The organism is Pseudoalteromonas sp. NZS11, from assembly GCF_015864765.1.
Taxonomy (GTDB): domain Bacteria; phylum Pseudomonadota; class Gammaproteobacteria; order Enterobacterales; family Alteromonadaceae; genus Pseudoalteromonas; species Pseudoalteromonas arctica.
In genome coordinates this window covers 207113-225386 of record NZ_JADYWP010000002.1, presented here as the reverse complement: position 1 = coordinate 225386, position 18274 = coordinate 207113, and the positions used below count along the sequence as shown (strand labels likewise).

Below are 18274 nucleotides of genomic sequence, written 5' to 3'. Positions count from 1 at the left end.
CAGGTTATTAGTTGGCAAAACTATAGATAGATAAGCATGGCAATCACTTCATTAAGCGGTGTATTTGAATAGTGGTATATCCTTTGCTGTAGTGATTGTAGTGTAGAGTTTTAAGCTTATATGGCTTTGCTCTATTTGTAATTTTATACCTAACAGGTACTTAAGTTACAAATATTAGTAATTTTTACACGTTTATTTATGTACTTAATTAAAAAGTTTAACTAATTAGAGCCTGTTTATCTTTCGAGGTTAAATGTGCAGCCGTACGTTTGGTTTTTAGGCAAGGTTGAGTCTATGTTGTGTGGTTGTTCTTCATAAATAGGCGATAACGCAGCATAAATGCCAAACATACGTGCCCTACATAGAACAGAGTTTAATCCTTAAAGGTCAATAGGCCCTCGTTTTTAGCAAAGGAAGTTAGAATGCATTTTTCATCTACAACATTTCACGCCAAATATTTTAAAGGTGTAATAGCGCTGATTGTATTGCTTATAATAACGCGAATAGCCGCGCCTTATGTAGTTCAGTATTACGTAAATTATCAGTTAAAGCATACGCAAGGTGTTACGGGACATGTTGGTGATGTAGATTTGTTCTTATATCGCGGTGCCTACGCGATTGACGACGTTGAAATTTACGCTGTTGATGCAACTTCAGCTCCGAAGCCTTTACTGAGTATTCAAACTCTTGATTTTTCACTCGCGTGGTCAGCCCTTTTAAAGGGCAATTTAGTAACAAACATGGCCTTTACGCGTCCTGAAATAGTTATTTACGATAAAGACCCAAGTACAGTAGAGCAAAATAAACAAGTAAAAGACGAAACTACCTGGGTAGGGCTCGCCAATAACTTAGTACTGTTTTCTATTGATACCTTAACAATTGAGCAAGGAAAGTTAACCTTAGTTAATTCAACTAACAGCGGTGAAAAACCCACTTTTATATCAAATATTAACGCCAGAATAGAAAACATAACGAATGCGCAAAACCTATCAAAAACACTTGTGACTACTCTAAACGTGGAGGGGGCATTAATGGGGGAGGCTGCATTAAAGCTTAATGGAAAATTAGACCCTTTTAGCAAGCAAGCTAATTTTGATTTTAATGCAGAGGTACAACGCTTTTCAGTTAAAAATTTAGACACTGTATTTAAAGTGTATACACCGTTTGATATTGAAGCGGGAGGCATTGATGGCGCTATGGAACTTGCGGCTAAAGATAATAACTTAAATGGTTATGTAAAAGCAGGCGTTCAAAACTTGCGTGTTTTTTCGTGGCGCGAAGATATAGAAAAAGATGACGACGGCATATTTACAGCCATATTTGAAGGCAGTGTAGATTTACTGGGCTCTATCCTCGAAAACGATGAGTCTAAACTTGTTGCTGCACGCATTCCTATAGAAGGGCAATTAGATAATACGGATGTTTCGACTTTTCAAGCTGTGATTTCGGTATTAGAAAACGCATTTTTTGATGCGTTTAAGATGAAAGTAGATAACGTTATTTCTTTTGAAGATACGGATAACATACCTGATAACAATGGGAATTAAAGCACTTTGGGAATGCATGTTTGAGTTAAATGCCTAAGCTGCACCCACTTTTTAAACTTTAAGTGGGTGCTTTAATACTCTTATCAGATTAGTTTTTGCGGTTACTCAATAGCTCTTTAAGCTCAGCAATTTGGGATTGTAGTTCGTTTACTTGCCCTTGCGTTGCAGGTAATGAGCTGTCGTCTGCGAGCTCTTCTCGTGCTTTGCGGTGCTCCTCACTCATTACCTCAAGTATTGCACCTACCATCATGTTTAAAAATACAAATGCGGTTAAAAATATAAACGTAAGGTAATAAATCCAGCTTAGTTCGTACACCGCCATTGTTTCGTACATTATGTCGGTCCAATCTTCAAACGTCGCCACCCTAAACAAGGTAAGCATTGAGATTGATACGTCTTGCCAAAGTACGGGGTTTATTTCCGCGAACATCATGCTGCCCATTGCAGCGTATATATAAAAAATAACAAACATTAATAGGGCTATATAACCCATTTGTGGAATGGCTTTAAGCAATGAGTTAACTAATAAGCGCAGCTCTGGGATCATCGATACCAATCGCAGTACTCTAAATATGCGCAGTAAACGAGCAATTAACATAGTAGATCCAGCAGCAGGATATAAACTGCCCAATACTATGATGGTGTCGAATATATTCCATCCTTTAGAAAAAAAGTGTTTTATGCCTTTACTTGCAATAAAGCGGATTACTAGTTCAATTAAAAAGAATGCGGTAATGCCAACGTCCATCCAATTTAGAGCAAGCTCTACGGTAGGATGTAGTGAGTAAGTGTGCGCACCGACTGTCAGGGCAGAAACAATAATTACAGCTATAACAAATGATTGAAATATCTTGCTTTTATCTATACGCTGAAACAACTTTTGTAACTGCGACATCATAGAAATAGATCCTTTGGAGATTAAGATTTTATGGCGCTAATATACAATAATATTGTAATAATTTAACGCTTTTTCGATATAGAAAGTGTAAGGAAATTTAATGTTTATCAATAAACTAAAAAGTAGCGCATTACTTATTGTTGGATTATGTGTTTTAGCTGGTTGTAGCTCTGACGCGCGTTTTCATGAAGTTCAATCGGCGCGCCTTGATGAATGTAACTATAAAGCCGACAAAGAATATTACGAATGCCTAGATAAACAAGACTCTAACTACGAAGAGTTTAAAAAACAGCAACAAGCAGAAACTAAATAAGTAACCTTTATATTTATGACTAAAACTCAAAAGCAGCGCGATAAGCACATTCGACTAGCACTTACTAATGCATGCGAGGCAATAAAAGAAAGCGTAATTGGTTTTGATTATCTAACGCATACCATTGATTTAAATAACGAGGCCAATACGTTAAAAGTACAGTGCTATTTTAATGATGGTATAGCCCTTGAAAGTGCAAAACCGCAACTTAACGAATTAACAGCTATTATACTTAACGAGTTAGCAGTTATTAAGTTGAACGCAAAACCAGCACATATTTCATTTTCCGCCAATTAACAGAGCTTTTGTTGGTTTGATAGCACATGGACGTTATAATTAGATAAATTATTTTTAGGGTTTAAATTATGGCTGTTCCTACGCGTTCGCAAATTTCACCAGGTACCACAGTAAATATTGTATTAAAAGAAGATCAACGCAGCGGCACATTAACTGAGGGTGTTGTTGAGCGCCTTTTAACAAAATCACCAAATCACCCACACGGCATTAAAGTACGTTTAGAAGATGGTCAAGTTGGCCGAGTAAAAGAGATTTTATAATGGCAGCGTTAACAGAACAGGCTTTTTGGGAATTAGTAACAACGCCTGATTTAGGGCTCGATCCGCAAAGTGTGAGCGATAACCTAAAAACTAAACTTAATGATTTAAGCGATCAACACCTTATTGATTTTGATAAGCATTTTGGCATACATATGCGCAAGTGTTTTACCTGGGATTTATTTGGTGCCGCTTTTGTGATGGCTGGATGTAACGACGATTACGGCTTTAGCGAATTTAGATGTTGGTTAATTTCGCGCGGTAAAACAGTTTTCGAAAACGCCTTAGAAAATGCTGATTCTATAGCGCAGTGTACACCTGTTTATTACTTAAACGAGCAGCCTTATCCGTACATTGATGAGTATGACTTAATAGCCGGTTTATTATTTGAAGAACGTAACGAAGACGAATTGCCGTTTATCCCATCTGGCAGTGATGAACCCAAAGGTAAACGTTTTAAAGACAAACCTAAGTTTTTAAAGCAAAGCTACCCTTTATTATTTGCAAAGTACTGGCAATAAAATAAATACCAATTCGTATAACTAGTTAAACAATCTAATGAGTTCAATTGACCCTTACAATTAGGCGCATTGGTATAAATCGTTTTGTTGTTTAAGTACGTATTAAATAAAGTGCTTAACAACAAAATGGTTTGTAATGAGTATCTAGGGCATGTTTACCTTTGGTGGTTGAATTTGTTCAATCCAAGAAGGATTTAATCGCGGCGCGAGATTTGTAACCTAGTGGGCTCGACAACTGCTCCTGCGTTATTCTAATGGCTTACATCCATGTAAGAATAATAAAAACCGAGCAAAGCTTCCGTGTTCTACTCACGCGCTCGCTCCTGTAATACGACTTCTCTCCTTTTATAGTAAATCTCTGTTATAGTTGTTAAAAGTTATAAAAGCTAAGTGATTAGGCATTTTGCTATTATTTAACACGCTGACTCACGAGGATACACCCACGAAATGAAATATTTAACACTCGCTTTATTAACTGTCGCTTTTACAAGTGCAAATGCTTTTTCTGAGCCGAGTAATAAAACACGATTTATACCGTTTTTAAAGTCAAAATTGGGGGCATACGAAGTTGTGTCGACCAATTCAGGGTTATGCGTTAATAGCGATTTGAGTTTGACAGACGAAAGTGATTTAAGTGCAGGTTTTAAACTTGGAGAACAAATTGTATTTGGATCGCTCCACAATGGTACTCGCACTATTAAAAAACCAAACTTTTGTTTTATAACCAGTACGCTTAAATATAAAAGTGATGGCCTTGAAAACGGTTTAAGAATGAGCCGTTGTGAAAACCCTGCAAACGAAAAAACAATCAGTCAAAGTATCAAATTCTTAGCTGATAACACACTAAAATACACATTAAGCGAACCTAGTGTAGAGTGCACATTTAAAAAAGCAGACGAGAGCAAATAAAGCATCTAGTAAGTAGTAAATCATTCGCAGTATATTTTAGGGATATCGCGCCAACGCGTAGTGTACTGCGGCGATAAAAAATCACGGTTCATGTGCCATCGGTCATTTAATTTACTGCTTGCAAGGCTGAGCATCCCTTTTCCGTATCGATTGTTAATTGTATCTAGGCATTGCATAAGCTTTGGATTATCAGGGCTCTTATTAAATAAGTCATTTTGCTGAAACTGTTCTGATATTAGCTCTACCGCGCCCACACCACACTTATAAAATCGGATCCCCGGTTGGTAAATATTATTAAATACCTCAGATACAGCATTAGCCATCACGCAGGTGTCGTTAGTGGGTGAGGGGAACTTATACACAAACGACTTTTTATAATATCTGTTTTCGTGCGCACCACTGGCTGCAAAAATATAAAGCTGGTGAGTAAGCGAGCGTTGCGCTCTTAGTTTATTAGCCACTGTGGTTACATGGTTAATTAGCGCTGTTTTAAGTGCTGTTGGCTCGCATATGCGCTCTCCAAAACTACGGGTCGAATAAATCTCCCGCTTGTCTTGTCGTACATCATCCCAGTTTAAACATGTTATCCCGTTAAGTTCGCTTACTGTACGTTCAACAACCACACTAAATGCACGGCGCATTGCTTTAGGGTTTTGCTGAGCAAGATCCCAAGCGGTGTGTATATTCATTATTTTAAGCTTTTTAGCTAGTCGCCGGCCTATTCCCCACACATCTTCGCAGCTCATTCTTTGTAAAATAGCTTGGCGAGTTTGCTCGCTATTTATTACTGCTACGCCATTAAAACCACTGAGCTTTTTAGCGGCGTGGTTAGCGGCTTTTGCTAAAGTAGGGGTCGGGCCAAAACCAACACCTACAGGAAGCTTTGTTTCGCGCCATACTGTGCGCCTTATTGTATGGCCGTATTCATGCCAGTCTTTAATTAACGATGTGTAGCCATTAAAGTGCAAAAACGATTCATCAATACTGTATATGTGCTGTGTATCGCAAAAGCGGCCAATAATATTCATCATCTTGTCGCTTAAATCAGCATAAAGCTCGTAATTGCTAGAGCGAATAACAACGTTGTTTTGCTCAAGTAAATGCTTAACTTTAAAGTACGGGCCAAATTTAGGAATATTTAAGCGCCGAGCAATAGGACAAATAGCGCATACACAGCCATCGTTATTGGTAAGTACAACCACGGGTTTGGAGCGAATAGCAGGGTCGAATACTTTTTCGGCACTGGCATAAAATGACACAGCATCAACTAAGGCATACATTTTAGTAACTCTGGGCTTTGCCTGTGCATTCTTATTGATAGCGTTACTACGCCTTCTAGCTGAAACTCGTCTGCAGAGGTTAGTTGTACAGGCTTATGTAAAGAAGAAGCTGAAAGCAGCCGTGCATTGGTTTTATCAAGTAGTTTGCATACAAAAAGACCATTTAAGTTAGCAACAATAACGTCACCATTTTCTGCAGGCTCTGCACGGTCGATAACTAATAAGTCACCTTCAAAAATTCCGACTTCTTGCATAGAGTTACCCGATGCAATACCAATAAACGTGGCATCTGGATGCTTTATTAAAAGCTCATCAAGGGTTACACCTAGCTCGGTGTACTGCGCTGCGGGGGATTCAAAACCACACACGCCTGCTTCTATATAAATGGGAATAACAAACATAACACAACCTAAACGCATATACTGTATAAGTGTACAGTATATGCGTTTTGTGTAAGTTATGCCAAGAAATGTATGGCTGATCAATCCATGTTTTTGATCATTTGTTGTGCGGTATCTAAAAAGTCTTTGATTTGTTGAGGGTTTAAGTTTTTACACATTTGATTATTTATTTTCTGCTCTGATGCTAATAACTTATCAAAAAGAACTTTACCTTGCTCTGTGAGCGACAAAATAAAGCAGCGCTTATCGTGCTCACTTGCCTGTTTATTTATTAAATTTAAGCCAATAAGATCTTTAATTAAACGTGCTATTTGCGCTTTGTCGCGCTGCGTTTTAGTAACAATATCGTTAGCCGTACAGTTATTTACGCTCGCAATAATATGTATGCAGCGTACGTGCATAGCATTAATACCAAGTTCGCCTGCGTTAATTGCTTCACGAATTGTGACGCGGTAATTTTGCATCAATTCAAACAGCGTATTTGATAAAGGTGTATTCATAGAACTCTCAATATAGTTGACAAAGTCAATTAATTTGTTATAGTTGATTTTATCAACCAATAGGGCGTTGTGCAATACCTGCTTTTTCTAGCAGCCAATTATTATACCAATCTACTTATATATGGGGTCTATTTAACGTTAAGAAAATTACGCTAGAACTAGGTTGGAATTTTTGTATCTAGTTGTTCTAAATAAAAATTTTAACAACGTTATAGTGCAATTTAATTCGTTAAATTGATCAAAGATTTATGCAGGTGGTATTAAAGTCTAAGTTTTGTAAAACGAGGTAATACATGAGTAAACAAGTTCGCAAAGCCAACGTATTAAGTACACAGCAAATCACACCCCACCTACAGCGTATTGTTGTAGGCTCTGATGATTTTAAAGACTTAACCTCACAGTACATTGGTAACTATGTAAAAGTACTATTTCCAAAAAATGGTGAAGTAGATTTTAACTTAAAAACAGCCTGTATACGGTCATATACAATAAGGCATGTAGATGCACAAACAGGCGCGCTAACGATTGATTTTGTTATAAATATGCACCAAGGCCCTGCAACTGACTGGGCTAAAATTGCAAAAGTAGGCGACGAGCTAGGTATTGCAGGACCAGGCCCTAAAAAGCTAGATAATTATGAGCATTCGCATTATGTATTACTAGGCGATTTAACATCGGTAAATGCAATAAAAGGGTATGCGCAGCAATTACCTTTAACTTCAAAAATTGATGCTTTTGTACATGCGCCCACTGAGCAAGACATTATTGATTTAGAAACAAGCCGCGATATTAATTGGCTTGTTACCGACAACGCTGACGAAGTGCTACTTAGCGCGCTTCAAAATTTGCACATTACAGCAGAGCCTCCCATTGTATTTATGGCATTGGAAGCTGGGCTTGTACGTAGGGCAAAAACACTGCTAACAGAGCAATTTAATATACCGCGCAGTAATATTGTTTCCTCAGGTTATTGGAAAAAAGGCGTAGATTCAGAAGGCTATAAAAAGCAGCGCCAACGTGATGCACAGCTTGCCTGAATACCTTAGAGCAAAATAACATATACCTATTTTGCTTTAATACCTCTGCGTAACTTGAATTGACCTAATAGCAGACCCATTTAAGTGTTTTATGCTAATGATGTAATCCATTATTAGCATGCATTTTTAGGAGCTGCTATTTTGTTAAATTCCATTCCTTTTTCGTTATTAGAACTTGCCCCCATGATCAAAGGGGACAGCGTTACTAACACTCTTCATAAAAGTACTAAATACGCCCAACGTGCAGATGAACTTGGCTTTAACCGTTTTTGGCTTGCTGAGCATCATAATATGCCAGGAATAATTTGTGCTGCCACTTCTATTTTGGTTGGACACATTGCAGGTAATACCAAAAAGATACGCGTTGGATCGGGCGGTATTATGCTGCCAAACCACTCCCCATTAGTTGTTGCTGAACAATTTGGTACGTTAGAGAGCTTATATCCAGGGCGAATAGATTTAGGACTAGGGCGTGCCCCCGGCAGCGACCCTGTAACGAGTCGTGCATTAAACAACGATATGAGCCGTGCAGAAAACTTCCCGGGTGAAGTAACTGAGCTGCAAACATTGTTAGGTCCTTACAACGGTACGCACCCTATACGTGCTATACCGGGTGAGGACACAAACGTTCCTATTTGGTTATTAGGCTCGAGTTTATTTAGCGCGCAACTAGCGGCGCAAAAAGGGTTACCGTATGTATTTGCAGGACATTTTGCACCGCGCTTCGTGCACGACGCAATAGCGTTGTATAAGCGCGAATTTAAAGCATCAAGCGTACTTGATAAGCCATACGTCATGCTTGCACTGCCTTTAGTGGCAGCAGACACCGACGATGAAGCGCAATACTTGTCGACTACTTCTAAGCAACGTGTGCTCGAACTGATACGCGGTAACGAGCTGTGGCTAAAACCACCTGTTGAAAGCATGGACGGGTTATGGAGCGAACAAGAACGCGCTCATGTAGAGAACTTTTTAAGTCTAAGCGTAGTAGGCGGACATGTAAGTATTAAACACAAGTTAGAGATGATAGCGAAACAGCTAGAAGTTGATGAGTTTATATTTACCAATGATGTATTCGATAGTGAAAAACGCCACCGTGCACTCGAAATTTTAATGGAAATAAAGCACTAAAATATAGTTAGTTAAGCAAGCGTACACTCTGGGCTTGTTAACATACAGACATCATCAAAAGTTAAACTTTTTTAACTCATTTTATTAACTTTAAGTGATGTCTGTATTTGTTATTTAAATATTCAAAGTAAATTTGATTGCTATTTTTAGTATATATTTTGCTTTACATACCGTTCTGTTTTTTCAATCGAACTGATTTAAATAATCAATTTTAAGATATCACTTTTATTTTTTATAATGTATGTATTAAACCAAACATCATTAAATAAAGGTAGGTTCACCGTGAAGTCTCTAAATAGCGCAACAGCTAATTCAGTTAACAAAACAGCGCAACCAAAAGTTGCACTGATTGCTGAAGGTGGCGGGCAGCGAGGGATCTTCACAGCTGGCGTACTTGATGCGTGGTTAGAGCAAGAATATGACCCATTCGATTTATTCATTGGCACCTCTGCAGGTTCGCAAAACTTAACTAGTTACTTAGCGCGTCAAAAAGGCTATGCCAAACGCCTAATTAGAGGGCTTTCGCGTAACAAACGTTTTTTTCAGCTTGGTCGCGGATTAGTGGGTAAGCATATAGTTGATTTAGATTGGTACTTTGACAAAACCACTGAAGTAAACAGAGCTATAGATTTCAAAACAGCGAAAACGAGTTTAGGTGAGCGTGAACTACTTATAACAGCCACTAACGCACGAGACAGAAAAGCTTATTATTTATCGCCAACAGGTGAGAGTGGTCAATGGCGTGATTTGTTAAAGGCTTCTAGCGCACTCCCGTTTTTATACAAACAGGGTGTAAAGTTAACCCCTTGGTTAAACGCAAAAGCAGCTAACGAAATACACCTTGCTGAAGAGCAAGTACAGAGCGATTTTTACCTAGACGGCGGTTTAGCCGCTCCATTACCAGTGCGTGAAGCTTACAACCGAGGGGCTCGTAAAATTGTTGTAATAAGAACGGTTGACGCTAATTTTCAAGCGCAATCTGCATGGGTACAAAAGCTAAGATCATTTGCTATAGCATCAGGCTATTGTCCAAAAACATTGGACTACTTGATACAGCACGAGAAAGCGTATTTAGATGAGCTTGAGTTTATTGCAAACCCACCAAGTGATGTGGAAATAATACAAATTTTTGCAGACGAAAAACTGCATAGCAAATTATTAGGTAGTTCAAATAACGATTTACGTTTTGATCATAAATTAGGCTTAGATGCCGGTCGCTCATACTTAGCAATGCAAAATTTACAGATTAACAGCAACAACCATTACAGTGCACCTACACAATACAGCTATAACTAATTAAATATAATTACAAAAAAGCGCATAACTTTATGCGCTATTTTTTTGCCATTCTTAATCCTCATTACGCCTCATATAAACCTTACTGCATCAAAATAAAAACTATTGCATCCCGCACCTATGCGCAAAATAAAATACTGAATCTTAAAAAGATATTATTGATTTTTTAACTAATCAATATAAAGTGTAGGTATGATTTATTATTCATATTTATAGAAATAAAATTCAATGTTGAATGTGCTTACTTACAGATTATTAAACACCAATACACACTTCACTATCGGGTAAAGCCAAACTTAAACACTATTATGTTTAATGCATAATTAGCTGCCGGAGTTTTAAAGTTGAGTAGCGCTGCATGCAGAGTTTAAAGTCGGTGCTAACATAAAGTAAAAGTATAAAATAAAAAGGGATTAATAATGTTCGATACCGTCGTCAAAAGTGTAAACAACCTTTTATGGGGAGAAGGTCAGGTACTTATTTATATACTTTTGTTTACAGGTATATGGTTTTCGGTACGACTAAAAGCAATTCAAATACTTAAATTTAAACATATGTTTAGCCTTTTAAAAGGAAGTAGCAAATGTAAAAAAGACGACATTTCGTCATTTCAAGCGTTGTGTACAGGGCTTTGTGCACGAGTAGGTACCGGTAATTTAGCCGGTGTGGCAGTGGCAATTTCACTTGGTGGCAGCGGCGCTATATTTTGGATGTGGGTAATAGCCATATTGGGTATGGCTACAGGCTTTGCTGAAAGCGTACTTGGGCAAGTATATAAAGTGCGCGATAGTGGCGGCGAATTTAGAGGCGGCCCTGCGTATTATATTCAACAAGGTTTGGGTAGCCGAGCATTCGCAATTGTGTTTGCTGCGTGTTTGTTTTTAGGTTACGGCTTTACGTTTAGCGCAATGCAAACTAACACAATTACCGACGCACTTAATTACGCGTTTGAAGTTCCTACATTTTATTCAGGCCTGGTTATTACCGTGCTAGCCGGCTCAATTATACTCGGTGGCTTTAAAGCAATTGCCCGATTTGCAGAACGTGTTGTGCCAATAATGGGCATTGTGTTTGTACTTGCCGCCGTTATTATTACGATTATAAATTTCACGCAAGTACCTGCCATGCTTAAAGATATATTTTTATCAGCATTTGGTTTACAAGAAGCCGGAGCGGGTGCAATGGGCGCAGCCATTAAAAACGGTATTCAACGTGGTTTATATTCTAATGAGGCCGGTGCAGGTAGTGTCCCGCATGCTTCAGCAAGTGCCAGCCCAATTCCTAATCACCCTGTAACGCAAGGTTACATACAAATGCTAGGCGTATTTTTCGATACAATAGTACTGTGTAGCTGTACCGCGGTGATCATTTTATTAGCCGATATAGACATTAGCGGCGAAATGGAAGGCATTCGTCTAACACAAAGCGCGATGACCGCTCATTTAGCACAAGGTGGTGTTTACTTTGTAGCAGCCGCTATAACCTTATTTGCTTTTACATCGGTGGTGGCAAACTACGCCTATGCAGAGAGTAACTTGCACTTATTTAAACTCGACAACAAAGTAGGGCGCGGCATTTACACTTTGCTTTATTTATCAATGATGTTGTGGGGCGCGTCGGCCACATTAAAAGAAGTCTGGGATTTAGCCGATATTGCCTTAGGGTTAATGACAGTGGTTAACGTTATCGCTATTATACTGTTAACGCCGACTATTTTGTCTGTTACGAGCGATTACCACGCACAAAGAGACAAAGGTTTAGAGCCCGAATTTAAAGTAAAAGATGTAAAAGTACAGGGCAAATGCGAAGACGGCATTTGGGATTAATTAGGGCGTGTCGATCTTTGGTGGTTGAATCTGCAGCAGTATGTTTGGTTTTTAGGCAAGGCAGAGCCTATGAAGTGTGGTTGTTCCCCATAAATAGGCGATAACGTAGCATAAATACCAAACATGCGCTGCCCTGCGGGTTCTTCCTAAGGGAGCTTAACTCATTGTTGCTCGGTTTTTACTTAGCCCACTAGGTTACAAATCTCGCGCCGCGATTTAATCGCCCTTAGGTTGAACAAATTTCAATCCACAAAGGTCAACACGCCCAACGTACTTTAAGCACACTTAACTATAAAAAGCGGTTTTATGGCAACATAAAACCGCTTTTCATTTTGCATAAATATTCACTTTAAGTATTATGAAATAACTACAGCAACCAAAATAAAAGGCATAATTTTTTAAATGATCGAGATTCACGCAGGGAAAACAGCGGCTAAAATTATTAACGAACAGGGCTTTAAACCTGAACTTTTCACTTCTTTTTTAGGCGCAAGTGGTGGGCCAAAGTGGTTTACATTATTCGGCTTAGATAAATATATTTTTGGTGAATTTTTTAAAAACCGTACCCAACCACTTAATTTAATTGGGTCATCTGCCGGCGCTTTTCGCTCTGCGTGTTTTGCACAAAACGATCCCGTTGCTGCCATTGAGCGATTAGCAAAATCGTATTCGCAAACTAGGTACTCAAGTAATAAACCAACACCAAATGAAATAACAATAAAAGCGCGCACATTACTTGAAGATGTTTTTGGCGATAACGGCGTAACCGAAATTATTAATAACCCAATATTTAAAGCGCACTTTATAGTAGCAAAATCGAATGGCTTTATTGCCAGCGAAAATAAATTAATACAACTACTGGGTTTATCAAAAAGTTATATGTTAAACCGCGTTAACCGAAAATTATTAGGCTCGCAGTATGAGCGTTTTATTTTTGGCGCACCAAACAGCAATTTATCAATTACCGACAGCTATAATTTTAAAACGCAAAACATTTTACTTACTCAAAATAATTTAAAAGATGCATTACTTGCATCGGGTTCAATACCACTTGTTATGCAAGGCATAAAAAATATTGCAGGCTCGCCGCTGGGTATGTATCGCGACGGCGGAATTATCGATTACCACTTTGATTTAAAAATTAATAACCCAGGCTTAATTTTATATCCGCATTTTAATTCAGAGCCAAAAGCAGGGTGGTTCGATAAAAATTTAAAACGTAAAGTATCACCACTTAATTACGATAACGTAGTGATGATCACTCCATCAAAAGAATTTGTAGCAAGCTTACCTTACGGAAAAATTCCAGACAGAAATGACTTTACCGATCTTGATGCAGATACGCGTATTAAATATTGGAATACTGTTTTTAGTGAAACTGAGAAATTGGCTGAAGCGTTTGATAACAAAATAAATAGCGGAGATTTTATTTAAACCTTATAAACCATAGCAGTCAATAGTTGAATTAAAAAATTTAGCATGACATTGGAAAACAACATTCTGATTATATTTAATTAAAGCTTCTAAATTATCTACTTCAACCTTGTATATAATTTTTTTTGGCATTTTCTTATATAGATCGATTATTTTTGAAGAAGCATTCTTTGGAGCAACGGTATAAATATCAGCAAATGTATACCGTAAAAAAACATTAGAACATAAGTTAAAATCAAAAGATAAATATTCATCAGATTCAATAGGTGTAGAAAAGCCACGATCAGATAGAAGACATGAATGATTTGTATAGTAAAAAGCATTTACCATAATGAAACTAGATTCATTCACATAGAGATCTCTGACAATATCTTCAAATATTACTTTGTTATCTTTTCCATGTGGAATTAATAAATTAAATAACAGAGCAAGCCAATCTCTGTAGTCCTCAGTAGATATATCAAATTTTTTACAGTTAAAAGCTTGTGAATAATTTATACCATTAAGGATTTTTTCATAGTATTTTAGATGGAGAGGATTGGTTGGTTGCAATGATTTTAAATATGGGAATGTGTTAAATACCTTATTAATACAGTAAGGGTTTCTAATGAAATTCAGAAACTTAATGAAAAATAAATAATAAATCTCATCTTTCACGTTATTATCTTTTTTTAGTATTTTTGATAAAAGAGCAGTAGTATTGATCTCTAAAAGAGATTCATATTTTTTAAATAGATCCTCAAAATTAAGTCTTATATTCTTATCTATCATATCAAAACTATAGAGATCAAAAGCACTTAAGCTAGAATCAATACTAGTACCTTTTTCATTATCCAATTTAAATGATTGCGACTGTCTATCTTTTAAAGTAAATGAATATATCTTTTTATTGCTTCTTTTTAGTGCATTAGGGTTCAAAGAGTTTAACCCTTGCTCATAAGCTGAAATAAAATGCTGTTGCTTAGTTTCATTTGCTAAATTCACTAATCATCCTTAATTTATAATTCGAATTTATATTTTATCAATAATTTATAATAATTGTGTATGTTACTCAAAAAATTTGTGGAAGAATTTATATTCTATAAATATGTGTAAGAATGATAAAAATAAAAATAATGTTAAACAGAATTATGTGAATGATAAGATAGACATATACATACTTTGCTAAAAGCAAGGGCATGAATCTACACAGTTAATCATTGTGCACCTTCAAACTCAAATAGAAGCAAAGCCAGAAATAAATGAAAGAAGAAATAACGCGATATAAGACTGCCTATAAATTACGTTATGTTAAATTGAGTGGGTTTTAATAAAGCGAGCGTGATTATACAAACCAGCTCGCTTTTAGGAGAGTAATTTGGTGGTTAATTAAGCTCTGAATCAACCCAAAACTTAGTTCCCTTTAATACAGCTTGTAGTGCAAGGCCATTTTCGGTTACAGAATATACAGTAACTTGATCTGCAATCGCTTCGGCAACCAATGCACCGCCTTTATCTTCATATTTTGCTGCTGCATCAGCGTTTCCGCCAAATGCCCAACCATGTTCAATAAATCTGTTTAATGCAGCTTGGTTATGAAAAACCATTACAACGTTAAAATCTTTAACGCCTAAGCCAAGTCCTAAACCGGCTTCGCCCATATTCATGTAAGTCGATTTACCTGTAAGATTATTTCTAACAACACCGTAACCACCGCCAAAGCTAGCAAGCACTACATTTACATTCGCGTTATCGAATACAGCATAACCAGCAGAGTTAGCAATTTGTTTTTTAACATCAGGTTTTTCAGCGTATAATTTATCTAATGTGTTTGCTTTCATACTTTGTACAAGTGAACGTTTTTCGCTTGGCGATGCACTACCTGTAGTAGCACACCCAGTTAACGCAACAGTTAAAGCAAGTACACTTAGTATAATTAGTTTTTTCATAATGTTTTCCTTAATAAGATATAGCAACCAACAACCATAGAATAATCACGGTATTAAAATAATTAGAGCTTTACTATGTCCAATACTAGACAGTATCGGACTTTAACGTTATTCTGTAAGTCTATTATTTAATTGAATATTTATACATTATGCTTGTTGCTTTGGTTGATACGTTAAAACAATTAAGATATCAAATTGCCCATCTAGATGACGGTACTCTCAATTCAGAATACCCAGAACTTGCATCCTTTATACAGGAAATTGGCTTGACTGTAACTGAATCAAAAGCCGATCTGACATTCTTGTATCAGTTTTTATATGTTTATGGCCGAAAATCAGAAGCCACTTATAGTCGTTTTCGAAATGAGCTTGAACGCTTTTATTTATGGTCATGGTTAATCGCAGAAAAATCAGTATTCGATTTAAAACGTGAAGATATTGAAGCTTACGTTGATTTTATGGTTGAACCCGATAAAGCATGGGCTGCAACTTCAGTGCAATGGCGTTATAAAGATGAACAAGGAATTCGTCGATTAAACCAAAACTGGCGCCCTTTTATGCTTAAAGAATCCATTGCTAGTCAGCAAACTTTATCGTCTATGTTTACAGCATTAAATGTGTTTTATAAGTTTGCCTTACTAGAAGAAAAAACATTTGCTAACTTTGTCCCTGTTGTTAAAAAAAATAGTCCGTACTTAGTTGTTCAATCACAAATTCAAATTCCAGACACATTAAGCGATATTCAATGGGAATACGTTTTTGGTGTAACGCGTGATTTATGCGAACATAACCCTGATTTAGAGCGAAACTTATTTACGCTTGCCTGCTTAAAAGGTCTTTATTTACGAATCTCAGAATTATCTGAGCGCCCACAGTGGTCGCCGGTGATGTCTCATTTTTGGCAAGATAATGATGGTTTCTGGTTTTTACGTATTATGGGCAAAGGTAATAAATTACGAGATGTAACCTTAAGCGATGATTTTGTTGAATATTTAAAACGTTATAGACTATACAGAGGTTTACCTGCCCTTCCCCGTGTTGATGAATCAGATCCCTTGGTTCATAAAATTCGCGGGCAAGGTGGTATGACCGTAAGGCAAATTAGGCGTTTAGTTCAACAAAGTTTTGATTATGCACAGCAATCATTACTTGATGATGGTTTTAAAGATGATGCTGAACAACTTGGCGCTGCAACTGCGCATTGGCTTCGCCATACTGGTGCCACACATGATGCGCAAACCAGACCGCTTAAACATTTGTCAGAAGATTTAGGTCATTCTAAAATTGCGACTACCGATCAAATTTATATTCAAACAAATATTAAAGAGCGAGCAAAGTCAGGACTTAAAAGGAAAATTTAATGGAGTATTTAGTAATAGCATTTATAGGCGGATTATTTTTAATTTATTCTTTAACACTTCGCCAGTTAGAAAAAACAGAAGTAACAGGCCCAATGTTTTTTGTTGTTGGCGGAATATGTTTAGCTTCAATGCTACCCAACGAAGGGCATAAAATAAAAGAAGGCGTTGATCTTTTATTACCATTTATAGAGCTTACGCTAAGTATATTTTTATTTTCTGATGCAGCTAAATCAAAGCTAAGTGTATTAAGGCATAGTTTTCAGTATCCTAGTTTACTGTTGTTTGTTGCCCTACCCTTAACTTTATTACTCGGTATAGCTGTTGCTTTATTTTTCTTTGCTGAGCTTTCACTTATTCAAGCGGCTTTGCTCGCTATTATTTTAACGCCTACCGATGCAGCTTTAAGTAAAGGGTTACTAGCAAGTACACAAGTACCTGAAAAAATACGCGAAGGAATAAATACTGAAAGTGGTTTGAACGATGGATTATGCGTACCCATATTTTTAATATTTATATTACTCGCTAAAAATCCTGATTCAGCTATTACCGCAACACAAACATTAAGTGTGTTTGGACGAGAGCTTGGCTTGGCTTTATTAATAGCTATTACAAGTATTGCTGTTTTTATACCGAGTTTAAACTTTGCAATGAAACGTCATTACTTTGCACAAAATACCAGTCCATTTTTATTACTCGGTTTTGCAATGGCTGTATTTTCTGTCACTCAGTATTTTCATGGCAGTGGTTTTATTGCGGTGTTTATTGCAGGCTTATTATTTGATAAATTTTCGACCGAAGAAGTTAGAACAGAATTAATTGAAGACTCAGAGCACATAGCAGATTTCACATCGTTAATGATTTGGTGCTTGTTCGGGTTTGTTTGTGCTTACTTAGTTATTCCTAAATTAAATACTGAAATTATAATTTACGCTTTGTTAAGTACAACATTGATTAGAATAATTCCAGTTATGCTGTCTCTGCAGTTTACGGCATTGAGTATTAAAGAGCGTTTTACATTTGCGTGGTTTGGGCCAAGAGGATTAGCATCAATTGTTTTTACATTGATGGTGATAGATACGCAAATAGAAAACAAATATCAAATAGCGACAATAGCAATGACGACTATTCTGTTTAGTGTATTTATACATGGTATTAGCACTAAACCTATTGCTGATAGTTTTGTAAAAAAATAATTATTTAAACTAGGTAAATTAAGAATACGTATTAAAAAAGGCGTAACGGTTATTTTCATCACTGATGAAGTTAATCGTTGCGCCTTTTTTTATTTAATAAATAATTTACTAATTTGTATTTAGATAAAAATATTTAAGTACTCTT

General features: G+C 36.8%; 19 protein-coding genes. 13 read left to right on the top strand and 6 right to left on the bottom strand.

Annotation, left to right across the window (positions count from 1 at the left end; all coding sequences use genetic code 11):
- Nucleotides 1-422: 422 nt before the first annotated feature.
- Nucleotides 423-1547, top strand: coding sequence for a DUF748 domain-containing protein (locus I6E82_RS04730; protein ID WP_197116939.1), 1125 nt, complete (start codon nucleotides 423-425; stop codon nucleotides 1545-1547).
- 88 nt (nucleotides 1548-1635) lie between these two features.
- Here the strand turns inward: I6E82_RS04730 and I6E82_RS04725 are convergent, their stop codons facing one another.
- Nucleotides 1636-2445, bottom strand: coding sequence for an ion transporter (locus I6E82_RS04725; protein ID WP_007583228.1), 810 nt, complete (start codon nucleotides 2443-2445; stop codon nucleotides 1636-1638).
- Between the two features lie 100 nt (nucleotides 2446-2545).
- Here I6E82_RS04725 and I6E82_RS04720 point away from each other — a divergent pair, with 100 nt between their 5' ends.
- The 5 genes from I6E82_RS04720 to I6E82_RS04700 all read left to right on the top strand — a co-directional run bounded on the left by I6E82_RS04720 (nucleotide 2546) and on the right by I6E82_RS04700 (nucleotide 4742).
- Nucleotides 2546-2758: a hypothetical protein gene (locus tag I6E82_RS04720; RefSeq protein ID WP_007583226.1), complete on the top strand. Its 213-nt coding sequence runs from the start codon at nucleotides 2546-2548 to the stop codon at nucleotides 2756-2758.
- Nucleotides 2759-2773: 15 nt separating this feature from the next.
- On the top strand, nucleotides 2774-3055 hold the full coding sequence (locus tag I6E82_RS04715; RefSeq protein WP_197116937.1) for a hypothetical protein: 282 nt from the start codon (nucleotides 2774-2776) through the stop codon (nucleotides 3053-3055).
- 68 nt (nucleotides 3056-3123) lie between these two features.
- Nucleotides 3124-3315 carry a YwbE family protein gene (locus I6E82_RS04710; RefSeq protein ID WP_007583223.1) on the top strand — a complete coding sequence of 64 codons (192 nt, stop codon included), beginning with the start codon at nucleotides 3124-3126 and terminating at the stop codon, nucleotides 3313-3315.
- The gene (locus I6E82_RS04705) at nucleotides 3315-3833 is read left to right on the top strand and encodes a DUF4240 domain-containing protein (protein ID WP_007583221.1); all 519 of its coding nucleotides are present in this window, start codon (nucleotides 3315-3317) and stop codon (nucleotides 3831-3833) included. Before I6E82_RS04710 ends, I6E82_RS04705 begins: the two co-directional genes overlap by 1 nt.
- A gap of 447 nt (nucleotides 3834-4280) precedes the next feature.
- Nucleotides 4281-4742, top strand: a complete 462-nt coding sequence (locus I6E82_RS04700) for a hypothetical protein (protein ID WP_010552920.1) — start codon at nucleotides 4281-4283, stop codon at nucleotides 4740-4742.
- A gap of 20 nt (nucleotides 4743-4762) precedes the next feature.
- Here the strand turns inward: I6E82_RS04700 and I6E82_RS04695 are convergent, their stop codons facing one another.
- The 3 genes from I6E82_RS04695 to I6E82_RS04685 form a co-directional block, all read right to left on the bottom strand.
- Entirely contained in the window at nucleotides 4763-6022 is a 1260-nt protein-coding gene (locus I6E82_RS04695) for a Y-family DNA polymerase (RefSeq protein WP_024591032.1), read from the bottom strand.
- Nucleotides 6010-6423 (bottom strand): S24 family peptidase, encoded by a 414-nt coding sequence (locus tag I6E82_RS04690; RefSeq protein WP_010552918.1) that lies wholly within the window; start codon nucleotides 6421-6423, stop codon nucleotides 6010-6012. The genes I6E82_RS04695 and I6E82_RS04690 overlap by 13 nt, the downstream gene beginning before the upstream one ends.
- 80 nt (nucleotides 6424-6503) lie before the next feature.
- A complete protein-coding gene (locus I6E82_RS04685) occupies nucleotides 6504-6923 on the bottom strand; it encodes a MarR family winged helix-turn-helix transcriptional regulator (protein ID WP_197116936.1) in 420 nt (139 codons plus the stop codon).
- A 293-nt stretch (nucleotides 6924-7216) separates the two neighbouring features.
- Here I6E82_RS04685 and I6E82_RS04680 point away from each other — a divergent pair, with 293 nt between their 5' ends.
- The 5 genes from I6E82_RS04680 to I6E82_RS04660 all read left to right on the top strand — a co-directional run bounded on the left by I6E82_RS04680 (nucleotide 7217) and on the right by I6E82_RS04660 (nucleotide 13647).
- The gene (locus tag I6E82_RS04680; RefSeq protein ID WP_197116935.1) at nucleotides 7217-7960 is read left to right on the top strand and encodes a siderophore-interacting protein; all 744 of its coding nucleotides are present in this window, start codon (nucleotides 7217-7219) and stop codon (nucleotides 7958-7960) included.
- Between the two features lie 141 nt (nucleotides 7961-8101).
- Nucleotides 8102-9091 (top strand): LLM class flavin-dependent oxidoreductase, encoded by a 990-nt coding sequence (locus I6E82_RS04675; protein WP_007583209.1) that lies wholly within the window; start codon nucleotides 8102-8104, stop codon nucleotides 9089-9091.
- Between the two features lie 282 nt (nucleotides 9092-9373).
- Complete coding sequence (locus I6E82_RS04670; protein WP_169060517.1) at nucleotides 9374-10387, top strand: patatin-like phospholipase family protein; 1014 nt, start codon at nucleotides 9374-9376, stop codon at nucleotides 10385-10387.
- A 419-nt stretch (nucleotides 10388-10806) separates the two neighbouring features.
- The gene (locus tag I6E82_RS04665) at nucleotides 10807-12213 is read left to right on the top strand and encodes an alanine/glycine:cation symporter family protein (RefSeq protein WP_076924661.1); all 1407 of its coding nucleotides are present in this window, start codon (nucleotides 10807-10809) and stop codon (nucleotides 12211-12213) included.
- Nucleotides 12214-12615: 402 nt separating this feature from the next.
- The gene (locus tag I6E82_RS04660) at nucleotides 12616-13647 is read left to right on the top strand and encodes a patatin-like phospholipase family protein (protein WP_197116934.1); all 1032 of its coding nucleotides are present in this window, start codon (nucleotides 12616-12618) and stop codon (nucleotides 13645-13647) included.
- 3 nt (nucleotides 13648-13650) lie between these two features.
- Here I6E82_RS04660 and I6E82_RS04655 read toward each other — a convergent pair whose 3' ends face one another.
- Together I6E82_RS04655 and I6E82_RS04650 are read right to left on the bottom strand one after the other, a co-directional pair.
- The gene (locus tag I6E82_RS04655) at nucleotides 13651-14631 is read right to left on the bottom strand and encodes a hypothetical protein (RefSeq protein ID WP_197116933.1); all 981 of its coding nucleotides are present in this window, start codon (nucleotides 14629-14631) and stop codon (nucleotides 13651-13653) included.
- A 380-nt stretch (nucleotides 14632-15011) separates the two neighbouring features.
- The gene (locus I6E82_RS04650; protein ID WP_007583197.1) at nucleotides 15012-15575 is read right to left on the bottom strand and encodes a YSC84-related protein; all 564 of its coding nucleotides are present in this window, start codon (nucleotides 15573-15575) and stop codon (nucleotides 15012-15014) included.
- A gap of 149 nt (nucleotides 15576-15724) precedes the next feature.
- On the opposite strand from I6E82_RS04650, the gene I6E82_RS04645 reads away from it, so the two are divergent.
- Nucleotides 15725-16936: a tyrosine-type recombinase/integrase gene (locus I6E82_RS04645; protein WP_007583195.1), complete on the top strand. Its 1212-nt coding sequence runs from the start codon at nucleotides 15725-15727 to the stop codon at nucleotides 16934-16936.
- Complete coding sequence (locus tag I6E82_RS04640; protein WP_002962135.1) at nucleotides 16936-18129, top strand: cation:proton antiporter; 1194 nt, start codon at nucleotides 16936-16938, stop codon at nucleotides 18127-18129. The genes I6E82_RS04645 and I6E82_RS04640 overlap by 1 nt, the downstream gene beginning before the upstream one ends.
- The last annotated feature ends 145 nt before the right edge of the window (nucleotides 18130-18274 follow it).